This is a genomic window from Flavobacterium sp. CAU 1735 (genome assembly GCF_039888695.1).
GTDB lineage: Bacteria > Bacteroidota > Bacteroidia > Flavobacteriales > Flavobacteriaceae > Flavobacterium.
Genome location: NZ_JBDQQQ010000002.1, coordinates 60,891 through 77,246 on the forward strand (window position 1 = coordinate 60,891; position 16,356 = coordinate 77,246).

General features: G+C 37.8%; 13 protein-coding genes, 1 tRNA gene and 1 pseudogene. 12 read left to right on the forward strand and 3 right to left on the reverse strand.

Features of this window, described 5'->3' with window-relative positions; genetic code table 11:
- Nucleotides 1–5: 5 nt before the first annotated feature.
- From AAFN64_RS07410 to AAFN64_RS07420, 3 genes and pseudogenes are all read right to left on the reverse strand, one after another.
- Entirely contained in the window at nt 6–1,274 is a 1,269-nt protein-coding gene (locus tag AAFN64_RS07410) for an efflux RND transporter periplasmic adaptor subunit (RefSeq protein WP_300487196.1), read from the reverse strand.
- Between the two features lie 4 nt (nt 1,275–1,278).
- Nucleotides 1,279–5,690, reverse strand: a pseudogene (locus AAFN64_RS07415) (CusA/CzcA family heavy metal efflux RND transporter).
- Between the two features lie 90 nt (nt 5,691–5,780).
- Nucleotides 5,781–6,110: a DUF6660 family protein gene (locus AAFN64_RS07420; RefSeq protein ID WP_347759966.1), complete on the reverse strand. Its 330-nt coding sequence runs from the start codon at nt 6,108–6,110 to the stop codon at nt 5,781–5,783.
- A 181-nt stretch (nt 6,111–6,291) separates the two neighbouring features.
- On the opposite strand from AAFN64_RS07420, the gene AAFN64_RS07425 reads away from it, so the two are divergent.
- The 12 genes from AAFN64_RS07425 (at nt 6,292) to AAFN64_RS07480 (ending at nt 16,349) form a co-directional block, all read left to right on the forward strand.
- The gene (locus AAFN64_RS07425) at nt 6,292–7,224 is read left to right on the forward strand and encodes a phytanoyl-CoA dioxygenase family protein (protein ID WP_347759967.1); all 933 of its coding nucleotides are present in this window, start codon (nt 6,292–6,294) and stop codon (nt 7,222–7,224) included.
- 109 nt (nt 7,225–7,333) lie between these two features.
- On the forward strand, nt 7,334–8,887 hold the full coding sequence (locus tag AAFN64_RS07430) for a bifunctional response regulator/alkaline phosphatase family protein (RefSeq protein ID WP_300487187.1): 1,554 nt from the start codon (nt 7,334–7,336) through the stop codon (nt 8,885–8,887).
- A gap of 106 nt (nt 8,888–8,993) precedes the next feature.
- Nucleotides 8,994–9,404 (forward strand): tRNA (adenosine(37)-N6)-threonylcarbamoyltransferase complex ATPase subunit type 1 TsaE, encoded by a 411-nt coding sequence (gene tsaE, locus AAFN64_RS07435; RefSeq protein WP_300487184.1) that lies wholly within the window; start codon nt 8,994–8,996, stop codon nt 9,402–9,404.
- 74 nt (nt 9,405–9,478) lie between these two features.
- A complete protein-coding gene (locus tag AAFN64_RS07440) occupies nt 9,479–10,672 on the forward strand; it encodes an alanine dehydrogenase (protein ID WP_300487181.1) in 1,194 nt (397 codons plus the stop codon).
- A gap of 58 nt (nt 10,673–10,730) precedes the next feature.
- On the forward strand, nt 10,731–11,105 hold the full coding sequence (locus tag AAFN64_RS07445; protein ID WP_347759968.1) for a DUF4258 domain-containing protein: 375 nt from the start codon (nt 10,731–10,733) through the stop codon (nt 11,103–11,105).
- Between the two features lie 267 nt (nt 11,106–11,372).
- Nucleotides 11,373–11,966 (forward strand): hypothetical protein, encoded by a 594-nt coding sequence (locus AAFN64_RS07450; protein WP_347759969.1) that lies wholly within the window; start codon nt 11,373–11,375, stop codon nt 11,964–11,966.
- Nucleotides 11,966–12,433 (forward strand): hypothetical protein, encoded by a 468-nt coding sequence (locus tag AAFN64_RS07455; RefSeq protein WP_347759970.1) that lies wholly within the window; start codon nt 11,966–11,968, stop codon nt 12,431–12,433. The genes AAFN64_RS07450 and AAFN64_RS07455 overlap by 1 nt, the downstream gene beginning before the upstream one ends.
- Nucleotides 12,434–12,584: 151 nt before the next feature.
- A tRNA-Val gene (locus AAFN64_RS07460) sits at nt 12,585–12,659 on the forward strand.
- 417 nt (nt 12,660–13,076) lie between these two features.
- Nucleotides 13,077–14,366, forward strand: coding sequence for a hypothetical protein (locus AAFN64_RS07465; RefSeq protein ID WP_347759971.1), 1,290 nt, complete (start codon nt 13,077–13,079; stop codon nt 14,364–14,366).
- A gap of 170 nt (nt 14,367–14,536) precedes the next feature.
- Nucleotides 14,537–15,145 carry a hypothetical protein gene (locus AAFN64_RS07470; protein ID WP_347759972.1) on the forward strand — a complete coding sequence of 203 codons (609 nt, stop codon included), beginning with the start codon at nt 14,537–14,539 and terminating at the stop codon, nt 15,143–15,145.
- A 59-nt stretch (nt 15,146–15,204) separates the two neighbouring features.
- Nucleotides 15,205–15,759: a hypothetical protein gene (locus AAFN64_RS07475; protein ID WP_347759973.1), complete on the forward strand. Its 555-nt coding sequence runs from the start codon at nt 15,205–15,207 to the stop codon at nt 15,757–15,759.
- Nucleotides 15,760–15,926: 167 nt separating this feature from the next.
- A complete protein-coding gene (locus AAFN64_RS07480; protein ID WP_347759974.1) occupies nt 15,927–16,349 on the forward strand; it encodes a DUF6678 family protein in 423 nt (140 codons plus the stop codon).
- Nucleotides 16,350–16,356: the final 7 nt, after the last annotated feature.

The following is a 16,356-nucleotide window of genomic DNA, read 5'->3' on the forward strand; positions in this document are numbered from 1 at the left end:
TTGATTTAATGCGAATGACCGCCGCCGCCTTCTGTTTTTAACAGGTGACTTTGGATATAATAAGCGCCTTTTAAAACAATTTTAGCATCGGGAGCGACTTTTGTTAATGGCGTAACCTGAATATAGCCCAATTGCGAAGTTCCGGTTTTTACTTCCACTCGGCGGAAATGAAAACGATTTTCTTCGGTATCATCATGTTTGTGGCCATCGTCATGGGAATGTCCTTTTTCTGTATCGTGTTCCGGCTCTTCGTGACCTTCTTCCAAAACAAACATAAATTCACGACCATCTGCCTTTACTATGGCTTCCACCGGAAGGGAATTAACGGCATTTGTCCCGATATCGATTAACGCGTTGACATACATTCCCGGAATCAATGCATTTTTCTCGTTATTGATGTCGGCGTGTACTGCAACCGATTTGGTTTCATTTTCAAATGCCTTACCGATACTGAAAATTGTTCCTTTAATTACGGTATTGTCCTGATTGGTAAGTACTAGCTGTACATTCTGACCCTGTTTTACTTTATGCAGGTCTTTTTCGTAAACCAACAAGTCAACGTGTAATTTAGAATTGTCCACAATGCTAAGAATCGGTTTACCGACTTCGACATTACTACCTATTTTTACGTTGATTTCGGTTGTATAACCCGAAATAGGAGCCAATATGGGAACCGTAGCCACAGCCGTATTGCCCGATTGTATATTAAGAACGCTTAATTGTTGTTTTAAGGAATTAAAACGCGCCTTTTCGATCTGGTACTCCGCTTTTGTTTTCTGAAATACTTTTTTCGAATTGACTTCTTCCTCACTCAGTGTTTTCTGTCTTTCGAACTCCTGACTTAAAAATTCAAGATTGCTTTTCGATGTCAGATACGCTTCCTGCAATTTAGTGAATTCCGGGCTTTCTATCGTTGCCAGAACCTGACCTTTTCGAACAAATTGCCCTTCGATCACCGAAATCGTTTTAACAACACCTTGTAAATGAACCGAAACATCGGCCTGATTTTGTGGTGGCAGTTTGGTATAACCGTTAGCGTTAATAACTTCGCTAAGGTTTTTTAGGGAATAGGTTCCCAATGTTACGCCGGCTGCTTTAAACTGAGCTTCATTCAGTTCAACTTCTTTATCCGCTCCGGGCTTTTCCGCAGCTTCCGTTTCGGTATGATCATGACCGTCTTCACTAGTATGATCATGACGTAAACTAAAATACAAAATGGCACCGATAATCAGAAGGCCGGCAATGTTAAGGTATATTAAATTGGATTTTTTCATGGTATTATTGGTGGATTAAATACTGGATATTAATCGCAGTTTGGTTGTAATTATGGATGGCATTGCTGTAATTCAGTCGGATGTTTAAGGCGGTTTCAATGCTTTGAACATATTCTACATACGAAATGTCACCGTTTTGATAGGCTTTTGTCGCATTGGTACTGATTTTTTTAGCATTTGGTAAAGCCGTTCCCTGATAATAATCGACCAGCGACTGATAGGTTTTTAATTCCTCAAACTGTTGTTGGAACTGACTTTTTAACTGACTTTCCACATAAGCGGCATTTTTTTGCTGCATTTCGATATTACTTTGTGCGGCTTTGGTTTTCGCAACAGTACTACCGGCAAAAATCGGAATGGCAATACCTACCGAAAACGTCTGAAAACGCAAGGCATTGTCATAGTCTACACTTTGTCCGTTTATTTCCTGAGTTCCGGTAATGGATTGAATCGCATAACCCGCAGTAATATCCGGGAAAAAAGCGGACTTTTCGACCTTTTTTGCGGCTTCGGCAATCTGAATCTGTTGCGTGGCCAATTGCAGGTTGCTGTTCTGTTTTAATCGCGAACTGTCGGCTACAGCCAAAGTCACCATCGGAACAAAAGCGGTATCAGCAGGAGTGAAGTCGGAATCCCGGTTGATCAACGTTTTGATTTTTGACTTTTCCACCCATAGTTTGGCTTCGTTTTGTTTGATCAGCTGCTGTAATTCCTGTTGTTTGGCAATAGCAATCGTCTTTTCGAGCGAATTGGTTTCACCGGTCTGAAACTTTAGGGAAGCCGATCGTACAAATTTTTCCATCAGCTGATTTTGCTGATTTAGCAATTGGTTTTGTTTGCTATAAAACAACATGGTATTCCATGCCTGGCGGATGTTAAACGTGATATCCTGCTGTGTGGCTTTGACTTTTAATTGTCCGGCCGCATTATTTTCGTTGAGCCATTTCTTTTTAGCACCATATTGAAACGGATTAAAGCTTTGGGAAACACCAAAATTCTTATCCTTAGCATTCGAATTAATCTGTCCAAACGTACCGGATAATTCGGTTTTCGGAACCTCAAAAGCCGAGCGTGTCAACTGATTGTGCATCTTGCTTTCCAGTTCGGAAGCCTGAATGCCCAGGTTGTTTTTCATCCCTGTTTCTACCGCTTCTTTTAACGATAGATTTACTTGAGCGTTTGTTTTTATTGGGATGATAATTAACGCTAAAAGTGTTATTATTTGAATTGTATATTTAAGTAGTATACTATTCGTTTTTATATTGAATATCATTTTCATAATGTGTTATTTTCCGGATTATCGGAGTTACTTTTAGAGGCTCCTTTTTCAAAATAGAGGTATAAAATCGGAAGCACAATTAAGGTCAATAAGGTCGCTGTTACCAATCCGCCGATAACCACGGTTGCCAATGGTTTTTGAACTTCGGCACCGGCACTGGAACTGATGGCCATTGGAAGGAAACCTAAAGAAGCTACAGCAGCGGTCATAATTACCGGTCGTAATCGCACTTTGGTTCCTTCGCGAATCCGGTCGTAAATATTGGTCATTCCTTCATTTTTTAACTGGTTAAAATAACCGATCAGTACAATTCCGTTAAGTACGGCGACTCCAAATAGGGCGATAAAGCCCACTCCGGCCGAAATACTGAACGGCATATTTCGCAACCAAAGTGCAAAAACACCGCCAATTGCGGCCAGTGGAATTGCCGTAAAAATCAATAGGGATTGACGTACCGATTTAAAGGTAAAGTATAAGAGAATAAAGATCATAGCCAATGCTACCGGAACGGCTACTGCAAGTCGCTTATTGGCTTCAATCAGGTTTTCAAACTGACCGCCATAGGTCACATAATAGCCATCCGGAAGTTTAAGTCGGGCATCGAGTTTTTGCTGGATTTTTTCCACGACCGATTTGACATCCGCACCGCGTACGTTAAAACCAACCACGATACGTCGTTTTCCATCTTCCCGGCTAATTTGCATCGGTCCGTCTTCATAATTGATATCGGCAACCTGTTCCAATGGAATCTGATTTCCGGACGGTAAGGTGATATAAAGTGCCTTTAAATTGGAAATATCCTGTCGACTGCCGCTTTCCAGACGTACCACAAGATCAAAACGTTTTTCGCCTTCATAGACCAATCCGGCCGCTTCACCGGCAAATCCCATTCGGATCACTTTATTCAGATCACCGATTTTTAAACCGTATAACGCCATTTTGTCCTTGTTATACCGAACGGTAATTTGTGGTAAACCGGCCACACGTTCCAGTTTGGCATCCGAAACGCCCGGAATTCCCTGAATCAACTGCATCACTTCATCGCCTTTGCTAACGAGCATATCGATATCTTCACCAAAAATTTTAATGGCGACATCGCTTCGAACACCGGTCATCAACTCGTTAAAACGCATCTGAATCGGTTGGGAAAATTCGGTTGTCGCACCCGGAATATCTTCCAGTGCTTTTTCCATTTTTTCCATCAACTCCTCTTTAGTTGTAGCCGAAGTCCATTCCTCTTTATCTTTTAAAAGAATGATCATGTCGCCGGCTTCTATCGGCATTGGATCGGTTGGAATTTCGGCACTGCCGATTTTCGTTACGATCATCTTGATTTCCGGGAATTTGGCCTTTAAAATCTGTTCGGCTTTGGTTGTTGCTTCGACTTCCTGCGATAAGGAACTTCCAGAAGCGATGATCAAGTGCGTTGCGATATCACCTTCGTCTAACGTTGGGATAAATTCGCCGCCCAGTGTATTGAAAAGGAGTAATGCCGCGGCAAATAAAGCAACCGCCACACCGATAATAACGGCTTTGGCGCGTAGGGCTTTCTCTAAAATCGGAGCGTAAAAACGATATAGTTTTTCAATAATCGTATCGCTGATATTCTTTTTATGTCCGGTTTCCTTTTTAAGCACCAGTGCGCTCATCATCGGAACATAAGTTAGTGACAAAATGAAGGCGCCCAAAATGGCAAAGGATACCGTTTGTGCCATTGGTCCAAACATTTTTCCTTCGATACCAACTAATGCAAGGATTGGTAGATATACAATCAGGATAATGATTTCCCCGAAAGCGGCACTACTACGGATTTTGGAAGCCGCCTGAAAGACTTCTTCGTTCATCTGTTGTTTGGTCAGTGCGCCCTTACGACCAACCTGCAATCGGTGAATAATCGCTTCGACGATAATAACCGCTCCGTCTACAATTAGCCCAAAATCGATCGCTCCAAGGCTCATCAGGTTACCGCTAACGCCAAACATGCGCATCATTGAAATGGCAAATAGTAATGAAAGCGGAATAACCGAAGCGACAACTAGTCCGGCGCGCCAGTTTCCGAGTAGTAAAACCAGGATAAAAATTACAATTAAGGCCCCTTCAATCAGGTTTTTCTCTACCGTAGAGATCGCTTTGTTAACCAGTTGGGTACGATCCATAAACGGTTCGATTGAAACACCCTCGGGAAGCGATTTTTTAATCTGCTCCATTTTTTCCTTTACTCGGGTTACGACCTGACCGCTGTTTTCGCCTTTTAGCATCATCACCATACCGCTCACTTCTTCGCCTTTACCGTCTTTGGTCACAGCACCGTAACGAATGCTGCTACCAATGCGAACCTGAGCAACATCGCGGATAAGGATTGGAATACCATTTTGGTTTTTAACTACGATTTTATTGATGTCGTCGATACCGTTTACCATTCCGATACCACGGATAAAATAGGCATACGGTTTTTTGTCGATATAAGCACCGCCGGTATTTTCGTTGTTTACTTCGAGGGCATCAAATATCTCCGAAATGGTCGTATTCATACTTTTCAGCTTGTCGGGCTGAACGGCAATTTCATATTGTTTCAGGTAGCCGCCAAGTGTATTTACTTCCGCAACTCCTTTGGTACCGATTAATTGCGGTTTGATGATCCAATCCTGAATGGTACGCAGTTGTGTCGCATCGTATTTTTCTTCATAGCCTTTTTCAGGGAAAACCACATATTGGTAGATTTCACCCAAACCGGTACTAACCGGAGCCATTTCGGGCGATCCGACACCTTTTGGGATGGTGTTTTCGGCTTCTTTAAGACGTTCCGAAATTTGAGCACGCGCCCAGTAAATATCGGCACTTTCCTCAAAAACAACGGTCACAACGCTCAGTCCGAAGCGGCTGATAGAACGCAATTCGACGATTTTTGGGATCGGTTTGACCGCCTGTTCGATCGGATAAGTAATAAATTGTTCAACCTCCTGAGTGGCCAGTGTAGGGGAACTGGTGATGATCTGTACCTGATTATTGGTAATGTCCGGTAAGGCATCGATAGGGAGGGTGTAGGCCGAATAGCCACCCACCGCTACTAGTATAAGGGTAAATAGTCCAACAATAAATTTATTGTTGATACTAAAATGAATTATTTTATCAAGCATGTTTTCGTATAATATAAATAAGAATAGGCAGGAAATGCCTGTATCGGGTAGCAATGCTACATGACTTCTTACCCCGCTATTGCAGGGCTATTATACCAATTGAGGGGGTTGCCAGATACTACCGTAGTAACCGGAATAGAATACGGACTGGTAGCTTGGTGTCGGTGTTGTAATTTCAGGAGTGATCGGTTGTACTGCAAAAGCAATTGCAGGCGCATAATTCATAATCTGCGCTCCGCAACAGTTGCACACACAAAATGGAGAACACAAATCGCCTTGTTTTTCGTGCGAATGTCCTTCATGGTCAACAGGTGTTTCGTTTTGTACCCGGAAATGGGTATGACCTGTCGCTGCATCCGCACAAGGTATGCTGGCAAGCAGGACAAAGTAGAACGATAAAAGGACTGTTAGCCATTTCATGACGGTAAAGATACATCATTTTTTAGTACAAAAAAGAGGCTAGTCTTTCTTTTTGAAAAAGTGTCCTAACGGATAAAAACGGAATTCTTTGTAAAGTGGATTGTGAGAATCAAAATAATAGTGCATTTTGAGTGTAAAAGTATCGGTCTAAAAGTTAAATTAGTAATAAAAATCTTTATTTTTGAGTACGATTTTTAGAAACCTTATGGAACATCAGATTTTAGAACAACTCTGGACGCGGGCTTTATATCCTGAAAAAGCCAATCCGGAAAGTTGGAATCAGGAGTTGGAGACCCTTTACCGATATGGTGTCGGAATAGAAGAAGTCATGCGTTACCTGTATTTTGAAAAACCGGAATTGTATCAGTTTTACGATTGGATCGCAAACCGTCATACTGATACGATGTCTCAGTCGGAAACCATCACAACTGCTGTTTTATCCGAAGCCGATCTACAGTTTTGGCAGGAAAACGGTTATCTCGTTTTACAAAATGCCATCTCGGATGAAGATTGTAAAGCAACGGTTGAGGCGATATGGGATTTTCTGGCACTACAGCCAGATGATCGCGATGGCTGGTACCGACAGCATGAAGAACAAAGAGGTTTGATGCTTACCTTTAGCGATCATCCAACACTGAATAAAAACCGCAGTTCCGCACGTATTCGCAAGGCGTACGAACAATTATATGGCACGGATAAAATTTATAAAACCATCGATAAAGTAAGTTTTAACCCGCCGGAAACGGATTCCTATCATTTTCTCGGAAGTCCGTTGCATTGGGATGTCAGCTTAAAACAACCTATTCCGTTCGGATTACAGGGCTTGTTGTACCTTACGGATTGCGGGCCGGAAGATGGTGCTTTTCACTGCGTACCCGGTTTTCATAACGAAATAGGCAAATGGATGTCCGGATTAAAAGAAGAGGAAAACCCGCGGGAAGTTGCTTTACGAACCTTAAAAGCCATTCCGATTACCGGAAAAGCAGGCGATTTTGTGATCTGGCATCAGGCTTTACCGCATTGTGCGAGTGCCAACCACGGAACAAATCCGCGAATGGTACAATATCTAACCTATTTCCCGGAGCAATACGAAACCGCATCGGAATGGTTATAGCGAAAAGGCGTGAAAAATAACGATAAACCGGGATTAGTTTTATAATAAATTTAACCTCGTTGAGTTCTTAAAACAATAAATTGCAGTAGAATTACTAAACCAAGCACATATGAGCACGATTAAAATACTTTGGGTGGATGACGAGATTGATTTGTTAAAGCCGCACATATTATTTCTGGAGAAAAAAGGATATAGCGTAACGACCTGTAACAATGGTCAGGATGCGATTGATATATTCGACGAAGAAAATTTCGATATTGTTTTTCTGGATGAAAACATGCCTGGTTTAAGCGGACTGGAGACGTTGTCCGAAATTAAAGAGAAAAAATCGGCGGTACCGGTGATTATGATCACGAAAAGTGAAGAGGAATACATCATGGAGGAAGCTATTGGATCTAAAATAGCGGATTACTTGATCAAGCCGGTAAATCCGAATCAGATTTTGTTAAGTCTGAAAAAGAATCTGGATCATTCGCGTTTGGTTTCCGAAAAAACAACGTTGGATTACCAGAAAGAATTCCGGAAAATTGCGATGGATATGGCGATGGTAAATTCTTTTGAAGACTGGATTGACCTATACAAACGTTTGGTGTTCTGGGAAATGGAACTCGAAAATATCGAAGATCAGAGTATGGTCGAAATTCTGGAAAGTCAGAAACTGGAAGCCAATTCCCAATTCGGTAAATTTATCGAAAAGAACTACCAGAACTGGTTTGATCCGAAAGCCGATGCGCCAATAATGTCCCACCAGTTATTTAAAGAAATGGTGGTGCCGGAAATCCGTAAAAAAGAAGCACCGATATTATTTGTGGTGATCGACAACTTACGTTATGATCAATGGAAAGCCTTTGAAAGCGTAGTAAACAATCATTATAAACTGGAAAAAGAGATTAGTTATTATTCGATTTTACCAACGGCAACACAATATGCCCGTAATGCGATATTCTCCGGATTATTGCCATTGGATATGGAAAAAATGTATCCGCAATACTGGAAAAACGATGTGGACGAAGGCGGTAAAAACCTGTTCGAAGGCGAATTTTTAGCGGAACAGTTAAAACGACTGCGCATCGACATCAAACAGGAATACTATAAAATTACGAATTTTAAAGACGGTAAAAAACTGGTGGATAACTTCAAGACCTTAAAAAGTAATGATCTGACCACGATTGTCTATAATTTTGTGGATATGTTATCCCATGCAAAAACCGAAATGGATGTTGTAAAAGAACTGGCTTCGAACGATAAAGCCTATCGTTCGTTAACGCTGAGCTGGTTCCGAAATTCGCCGTTACTGGAAATTATTCAGCAGGCACAACAACTAGGATTTAAGTTGATTTTAACCACCGACCACGGAACGATTAACTGTAAAAACCCGTCGAAAGTAATTGGTGATAAAAATACAAGTTTAAACCTGCGGTATAAAACCGGTCGAAGTCTTACCTATGAAGACAAAGACGTATATGCGGTAAAAGATCCGAAGAAAATAGGTTTGCCGGCGATCAATATGAGTAGTTCGTATATTTTTGCCAAAAATGACCTGTTTCTGGCGTATGTAAACAACTATAACCATTATGTGAGTTATTACCGCAACACCTACCAACACGGAGGAATCTCGCTAGAGGAGATGATCATTCCACTATTGATTTTTAATCCGAAATAAAAAACAGAAAGGGCTAAAAAAGCCCTTTTTTGATCCGATTTAATGTAAGAAATTATGTAATATCATTTGGATAAAATAATTATATTTGTTCAATATGGAGAGCACTATGCAAAGAACTTTCGCGCTGGAAGAGATCCAGGATGTAGCCCGACAAATCTTGTCGCAAAACCTGAAAAAAGTAGTTACGTTTCACGCCGAAATGGGCGTGGGAAAAACGACATTGATCAAAGCATTGGTCAGTGCATTAGGAGTGCGGGATATGGCGAGTAGTCCGACTTTTTCATTGGTTAACGAATACGAAGGCCACGACGGAGAACGCATTTATCATTTCGACCTGTACCGATTGAATAATGAAGAGGAAGCGTACGACATGGGAATCGACGAATACTTCTATTCGGGCGACTGGTGTTTTATCGAATGGCCGGAAAAAACGCCCAATCTGATTCCGATCGATCATGCCGCCATCCATATAAAATTACTACCGGGAGGCAAGCGATTACTGGAGCTGCGAAATTAGCCCGTAAGCCGTTTGTTAATAAGTCATTTATCACAAAAAAAGTTGTACATTAGTGCAAATTATTGCGTAAAATCATGTCATTGACCCCATTTACCAGACAACAATTACTTCCACAAGAAGAAAAGTTAGAAATCGCCAGACAAAAAGGTGAGCTTTTTATCGGGATACCCAAAGAGATCTCTTATCAGGAACGAAGAATATGTCTGACACCGGATGCGGTTAATTCGCTTGTATTTCATGGGCATCGCGTATTAATTGAAGCCGGAGCGGGAGAGAGTTCCAGTTTTACGGATCGGGAATATAGCGAAGCGGGTGCGGAAATCACCAAAGACCGTAAAAAGGTTTTTAGTTGTCCGATGATTTTAAAAGTGGAACCGCCTACGATAGACGAAATCCATATGATGAATCCGCAAACACTGGTGATTTCGGCAATACAGCTTAAAACGCAGCGTAAGGCCTATTTTGAGGCTTTGGCGGAAAAAAGAGTCACCGCACTGGCATTTGAATTTATCCGCGATGAAGACGGCTCGTATCCGGCAGTAAAATCGCTGAGTGAAATTGCCGGTACTGCATCGGTACTGATCGCAGCAGAGTTAATGATCAACCAATCATTCGGAAAAGGACTTTTACTCGGAAATATAACCGGCGTACGTCCCACTGAAGTCGTAATCCTTGGTGCGGGAACCGTAGCCGAATATGCGGCGCGAACAGCCATCGGATTAGGCGCCAGTGTAAAAGTGTTCGACAATTCGATTACCAAACTACGCCGACTGCAAAATACCTTAAACCAACGTATCTTCACGTCTACCATACAGGAAAAATCACTCTTAAAATCCTTAATGCGTTGCGATGTTGCCATCGGATGTATGAAAGGGAAAAACCGCGCTCCGATTATCGTGTCGGAAACGATGGTCGAAAATATGAAACGCGGTGCCATTATTATCGATGTTAGTATTGATACCGGTGGTTGCTTTGAAACATCAGAAATCACCACACACGAAAAGCCGACTTTTATCAAGCATAATGTGGTGCATTATTGTGTACCGAATATACCATCGCGCTATTCCAAAACAGCTTCGATGTCGATTAGTAACATTATTACGCCGTTTCTATTGCAAATTGCCGAAGATGGCGGTGTGGAAAGTGCGATCCGTTGCAATCGCTCGCTAAAGTATGGGATTTATTTTTATCACGGTATTCTGACCAACCGATCCATATCCGATTGGTTTTCGATTCCGTACCGCGATATCAATCTGATTGTTTTTTAGCAACTGTTGTTTGGCATAGCGCTAAACAAATAGTACTTTTGCAGCAAATTAAAAGATTATGAAATTCAAATTCCGTCTGGCGTATTATTTATTTGGTTTATTATTAGGATCGATGTTCCTGGCATTTTTCTTTAAAGAGAAAAAAACGGAGTTTTGCTATTTGCCAAACTGTCGGGTTTTAAAGGATCTGAGAAGTAAACCGATTACGTATTCGGATGCAACCACAGCAAAATTTGCTGAAAATTGGGTATCATTAGAAGATATTAAAAAGACCTTACAGCATGGAGATGTCGATTTTTCAAAAAGTAACGTTCCTATGGATAAAGGAAAGTTGTATATTGTTGAAGGTAGAAATGCTAACAATGAGGATATTATAGTAGAGGTGATCAATTATAGCGACAGGGTGGTCGTAAAAGATGTAAAAAAAGAGTAATTATTTTTTTAAAACACTTGTAAAGTCGAATCGTATATAAAAGATAAACTCCAACAGAAATGTTGGAGTTTTTTGTGTTTAAGAGGTTTCGGGTACCATATTTTATTTATGGTATTTTTTTACAATAAATACTTACATTAGCGAAAGAGTTTTTACGAAATGCGACTCTATTTCTTTTTTTACGAAATAAATAGGTCAAAGCATTATGTTTAGAATATAAGTGTCATCCCTAATTAAGATTAAAATAATTGCCATTATAGAAAAATTATGAAACCAAAAAGTATTTGTTTGATCGGATTATTGTTCTTTGTTGCTAGCTATATATTGTTTTCTCAAGGGGCTAAATTGGCTTTTTTTCAGAAACCCATAGATTTTGCACATTGGTTTAACCTTATTGGAGCGGTATTACTACTTTCCTTTAATAAGGTATTTCCGAAAAACAAACTAAATACTTTTGCGTCTTTTCTAACGGCATTAGGCGTTATTGCCCATATCGGTCTTTGTACGATTGACTTTATAATGTGGAGCTTTGGAGATGACGATACTGCCAGAATGCAATTAAGTGAACACATCAGCAATACTCCGTCAATTTTGTATCCGTTTATTATTATCGGCCCATCCTTGCTTTTTATTGGATTGGCAGTTCATGCAGCAAACTTTATCAAGACGCATACTTTAAAAGCCTTAATGGTTATACTTGGCGCACCAGCCGTAGGTGTTTCATTTTTTATAATGAAAAATGGACTATATATGTTGTTAAGCTGCCTGCTTTTTTCTTTAGGATTGCTTTTACTTCTTTATAGAAAAGAAAACAACGAAACAGCTAGTATAGACAATACTAATTATTCAAATGTTAGCTAATGCAGGATAAGCACGTTATTTCAAGAATGACCGCTCATATCAATTTATACAATAGGGCTTTAACGATTATCAAAAGAAAGGGATATGAATTATTCTTATATCCAAACAATACCGATGATCGGACTGTCGGAACCTATTTTGCGAAAAAAGACAACCGGGACTTTAATGCGGAAGATCCGTTACAACTTCTTGGAATGATCAATATTTGGGAAGAGCAGGGCGATGATTGGTGGAATAACCCAAATTATCCATCAGAAAAAATTAACGATGCATTGATGGGTGAATCGTATCCGGATTCCGTTGCGGATTTCGAAGCTCTTGACGATGAAAAATACCTGGATTTTGTACAAAAGTGTCAGTCGTTTTTCAGTTTGGGAATGTTTCCGGATATTGAAATAAAGTCGGATATTTCAAGAAAGGAATTGTTTGAAATCATCTCAAGTCTTGGAAAAGAGGAAGATAAGTAGTGAATGGCTCCTTTTTATAAGTTAGCCGAAGAAATAAAGACAGCATCAAAAAAATAAAAAAGAATATTTTTTTAAAAAAGGCTTGTAAAGTCGGATATCTTGTCTATATTTGCACCCGCAATCAGCAACAAGTATGTTGGTTGAAACATAAGGGCGATTAGCTCAGCTGGTTCAGAGCACCTCGTTTACACCGAGGGGGTCGGGGGTTCGAACCCCTCATCGCCCACAACTTTTTAAAACTCCAACATTTCTGTTGGAGTTTTTTGCGTTTTAGGGGTTTATATTTCCTACTGCTTACATAAAAATACATTGGAAAACTTTCTTAGTTTATCTAAAACATTCTATGAATGATTAAATTAGGTAAAAACACGTATTGCTTTATTATTTATAAATTACTTTCTTTCGGGTTTAACTGTGTTGCTATTTTGTTGCTGTATATGATAATCTTATTAAGTTAATTAGCGAAAGTATAGTTTTTTACTAAAAAATATGTGAAGAGTTTCCCTAAAAATAATGTTAGCTATGACTTTTAGTTGATTGAAGTGCTTGTCTGACTAAGAAAGGATACCCGCCTTCATCTCCGCTTCGTCGGAAATGTAGAGAACATTCGGTAAAATTATAAAAAAAAACATAATCTATAAACATGGAATTCGAAGAACCAGCAGAAAGTCTAATAAAAGAAATCTTATCACGAACAATATCTTCATTGTTGCCTTATTTTATTGGGATACTGCCAATAACACTTTTTATAATTTCTATTATAGACTGGAATTCGAATGATGACTTAACAGTGTCTTCCAAATCAGCATTAAACGAAGAAAATGTTCAATATGAAATTCGAAAAAATGAAACAAAATTTCGAGATCAATTATTTCATAAATTAGATTCGCTTTATCTAGATAAAGGTTTCGCTCAAATTGATTCTATTGCAGAAAATTCACGAGAGAGTAATGAAATTAAAAAATATATCATTCTTAGCAAACTAAAAAATGATAAGGTTAAATATTCTTTTTCAATTCCTGTGGAAAAAATTACATCACCAGTCATAGAACTTGAAAGTATAACAACAACTTTCTATCTTGATTTCGATAAATTAAGTAGTATAATACAGTCTTCTAAATCAGAATTAAATGAAGACAGTATTAAATATGGAAATTATTTAAAAACCAAATATGATTTTAATCGACGTTTTAGATATGATTATATCATTATAGCTTTATTCATCATTATCTCTTTTTGGATTTTTTTCTATTTCCGAAATCGAATTGGTAATAAGGATAGACACAAAGTAGAAGATGCTATTGATAATTTAAGTTCTGACAAAGATGCAATTAAATTAGCTCAAGAAATATTAAAGGATGATAAGATTGATAAGAAAGAAATTGAACAGTTAAAAAAATTAGTTAATCAAATAGAAGCAAATTTGAATACCTATAAATTTGACAATATATTAGATTCAATTCTCTATGTAGATTTAACAAAAGCTGAGCGTAAATCTTTAGAATTGTATAATCGTTCAACTTTAATGTTAATTCTCGGACTATTAATGGCTATCCTCGGTATTTTAGTTTTTTATTTTACACTACCAGAATTTAAAGGTGAAACAAACAGTGTAAACTATTTGTCAATTACTATTAGGCCAACACTGATTCTTCTTTTTATACAATCAATAGCGTTTTATTTATTAAAGCAATACCGATCACTAATAAATGATTATAAATATTTCCATGAAGAGTATTTAAATAAATCACAGACGTTTATTACATATCAACTAATGCAAAATGATAATTTAAGCGAAGTTGAAATGAAGTTAATAGATAAACTATTATCCTATAAGAAAGAAAAAACTAAAACTGAGGATATCGAAATTGAAAAAATTCCACAAGAAAAAATTCTTGACATTTTCAAATCAATCATTGATAAATTTAAATAATACTTTGTATAACAGTAATTTTAAAAAAGTAGGTTTACCATGTTTAATGGAACGCTCTTTTCATATATTTGATTTTAGTCGTAATGTAACGGTTTGGGAATAAAAACCTCCAGGAGATTAAAGCTGACAGTGCATAGCTGCTATATATAAACCACTCAAGTTCGAGAAATATGGATAAATTTAAAGTACTTACAGGAAAAGGATACGATTGGGAAACTTTTGTTTATATTTTTCAAGATATAGAGGGATGTAAATTTGGTATAACTAACAATATTGAACGTCGACAAAGACAGTATGAAAAAAATCGACCTTCATTAAAGTTAAAATATTGTAAGCCATTTCGCGACAGAAATATTGCCAGGTATATTGAATATCTGATGAAGGTTAAGTTTCCCATAATAAATGGTTTAGAGACGACTAGTGCATCAGCATTGGAACTAATAAGTTTTATAGAGACTATTGATCATAATTTGGATGTTTCATATCTTGTATCTCTTCCTACATTAGATTATATAGAAATAAAAGAGACAATTGTATTTGATGAAAATGAACGAACAGAATCTTTAAAGTCATATTCAATTGCTAATAAAAGATTGGAAAATACCAATGCCTATATGAAGTGGACCAAAGATGATGACGAAAAACTCGAACAGCTCTTTTGTGAAGGGAAAAGTATTAAAGAGTTATGCGAAATCTTTGGGCGTAATAATGGAGCAATAAAATCAAGGATTAATAAACTTGAATTGTATCAAAAAAACAGTAGGCAACAGCGATTTTAAAATTGGATTTTGAGTACATCGATGGACACGGGTTTAATACAGAACTATTTTAAAACCTTATGTATAAAATAAAAGCGTTTTTGGATAACTTAATTCAAACAGACTGGATTGGCTTTAATAAAATTGACAATGGATTAAAGCAGTCGGAAGTATACCATCAGATTTTAAATGACTTTAAAAAGTTAGTTCATATTGAAGCAAAAAACGAAAATTTCAATTTTAGTGAATTGTATGCGTTGCTAAAATCATATAAAAATGACATTTCGGAATTACCGTTTATAGGGAAATTCCACATTTTAGTCAATCCACGTTTGCTAACCGGACAACTAACAAAAATTGTAGAAGAAATAGAGTTTCATTTGGCAAAAAACAATGGTAAAGAGGCGGTTTGCGATTGTGAAATAAAATATAAATACAATCAAACCCCAGATATAGTACATTTGATTAAAGTTGGCTTTAGTTGTGATGGCTATTATAATTACACAATTTATGAATGTTTAAAGTGTAGTTTTAAATGGAGTACCTATATAAGTGACGATTCCACCGGAAACACAGTATTTGAAAAATGGAATGAAAAAGAGTTTCCCGATAATAATAACTATTGTAACGAATAGCTGGTTTGTTTACCTTCATGGAAAATACTCCGTTTATTAAGAACTGATGAAGTTTGTACATCTGGCGCCATAGTAAATACGTTATGAACAAAATAAAGCGAGCTATTTAAATCTGTAAATTGTTAGCGGTAATCAACCAAAAAATACAGAACACTAAAAAATCAGAGATGGAGTCAAATAATCATTCAATTACTATAAATAAGTTGGAAAAGGAAATTTTAAAACGGACTTCCTATATGAACAATGCAAAATGGTTTAAATTATTTTCAGCAATTGAGAAAGAAAAAATTACAATCCATTCGGCATACATTAAATTTCTATTAACAGACAGAAATTATAAATTCCATTTTGGCGGATTTGATGAAACAGGTTTTGGTGACGTGAGTGAATTAGGACCATTTGAGTTTAAAAAAATAGAGTGGCTATTAATTCCTGAAAAACATGAAATAGAACGTTGGAACAGAAATGAAAAACTGACATCCGAAGTTATTACCCAACCCTTAGATAAACTTGAAAAAATCTTAAATCTTTTAGGACAATTTGAGTATGACCTAACAGAAGACGGACTAAAAATTTACGGATATAAATAGTTATAAA

What these genes read in the sequence shown, in the direction of transcription:
- AAFN64_RS07430 (WP_300487187.1), top strand. Translation starts at nt 7,334, where the DNA reads ATGAGCACGATTAAAATACTTTGGGTGGATGACGAGATTGATTTGTTA.
- tsaE (WP_300487184.1), top strand. Translation starts at nt 8,994, where the DNA reads ATGCAAAGAACTTTCGCGCTGGAAGAGATCCAGGATGTAGCCCGACAA.
- AAFN64_RS07420 (WP_347759966.1), bottom strand. Translation starts at nt 6,110, where the DNA reads ATGAAATGGCTAACAGTCCTTTTATCGTTCTACTTTGTCCTGCTTGCC.
- AAFN64_RS07455 (WP_347759970.1), top strand. Translation starts at nt 11,966, where the DNA reads ATGCAGGATAAGCACGTTATTTCAAGAATGACCGCTCATATCAATTTA.
- AAFN64_RS07445 (WP_347759968.1), top strand. Translation starts at nt 10,731, where the DNA reads ATGAAATTCAAATTCCGTCTGGCGTATTATTTATTTGGTTTATTATTA.
- AAFN64_RS07480 (WP_347759974.1), top strand. Translation starts at nt 15,927, where the DNA reads ATGGAGTCAAATAATCATTCAATTACTATAAATAAGTTGGAAAAGGAA.
- AAFN64_RS07450 (WP_347759969.1), top strand. Translation starts at nt 11,373, where the DNA reads ATGAAACCAAAAAGTATTTGTTTGATCGGATTATTGTTCTTTGTTGCT.
- AAFN64_RS07440 (WP_300487181.1), top strand. Translation starts at nt 9,479, where the DNA reads ATGTCATTGACCCCATTTACCAGACAACAATTACTTCCACAAGAAGAA.
- AAFN64_RS07475 (WP_347759973.1), top strand. Translation starts at nt 15,205, where the DNA reads ATGTATAAAATAAAAGCGTTTTTGGATAACTTAATTCAAACAGACTGG.
- AAFN64_RS07470 (WP_347759972.1), top strand. Translation starts at nt 14,537, where the DNA reads ATGGATAAATTTAAAGTACTTACAGGAAAAGGATACGATTGGGAAACT.
- AAFN64_RS07410 (WP_300487196.1), bottom strand. Translation starts at nt 1,274, where the DNA reads ATGAAAAAATCCAATTTAATATACCTTAACATTGCCGGCCTTCTGATT.
- AAFN64_RS07465 (WP_347759971.1), top strand. Translation starts at nt 13,077, where the DNA reads ATGGAATTCGAAGAACCAGCAGAAAGTCTAATAAAAGAAATCTTATCA.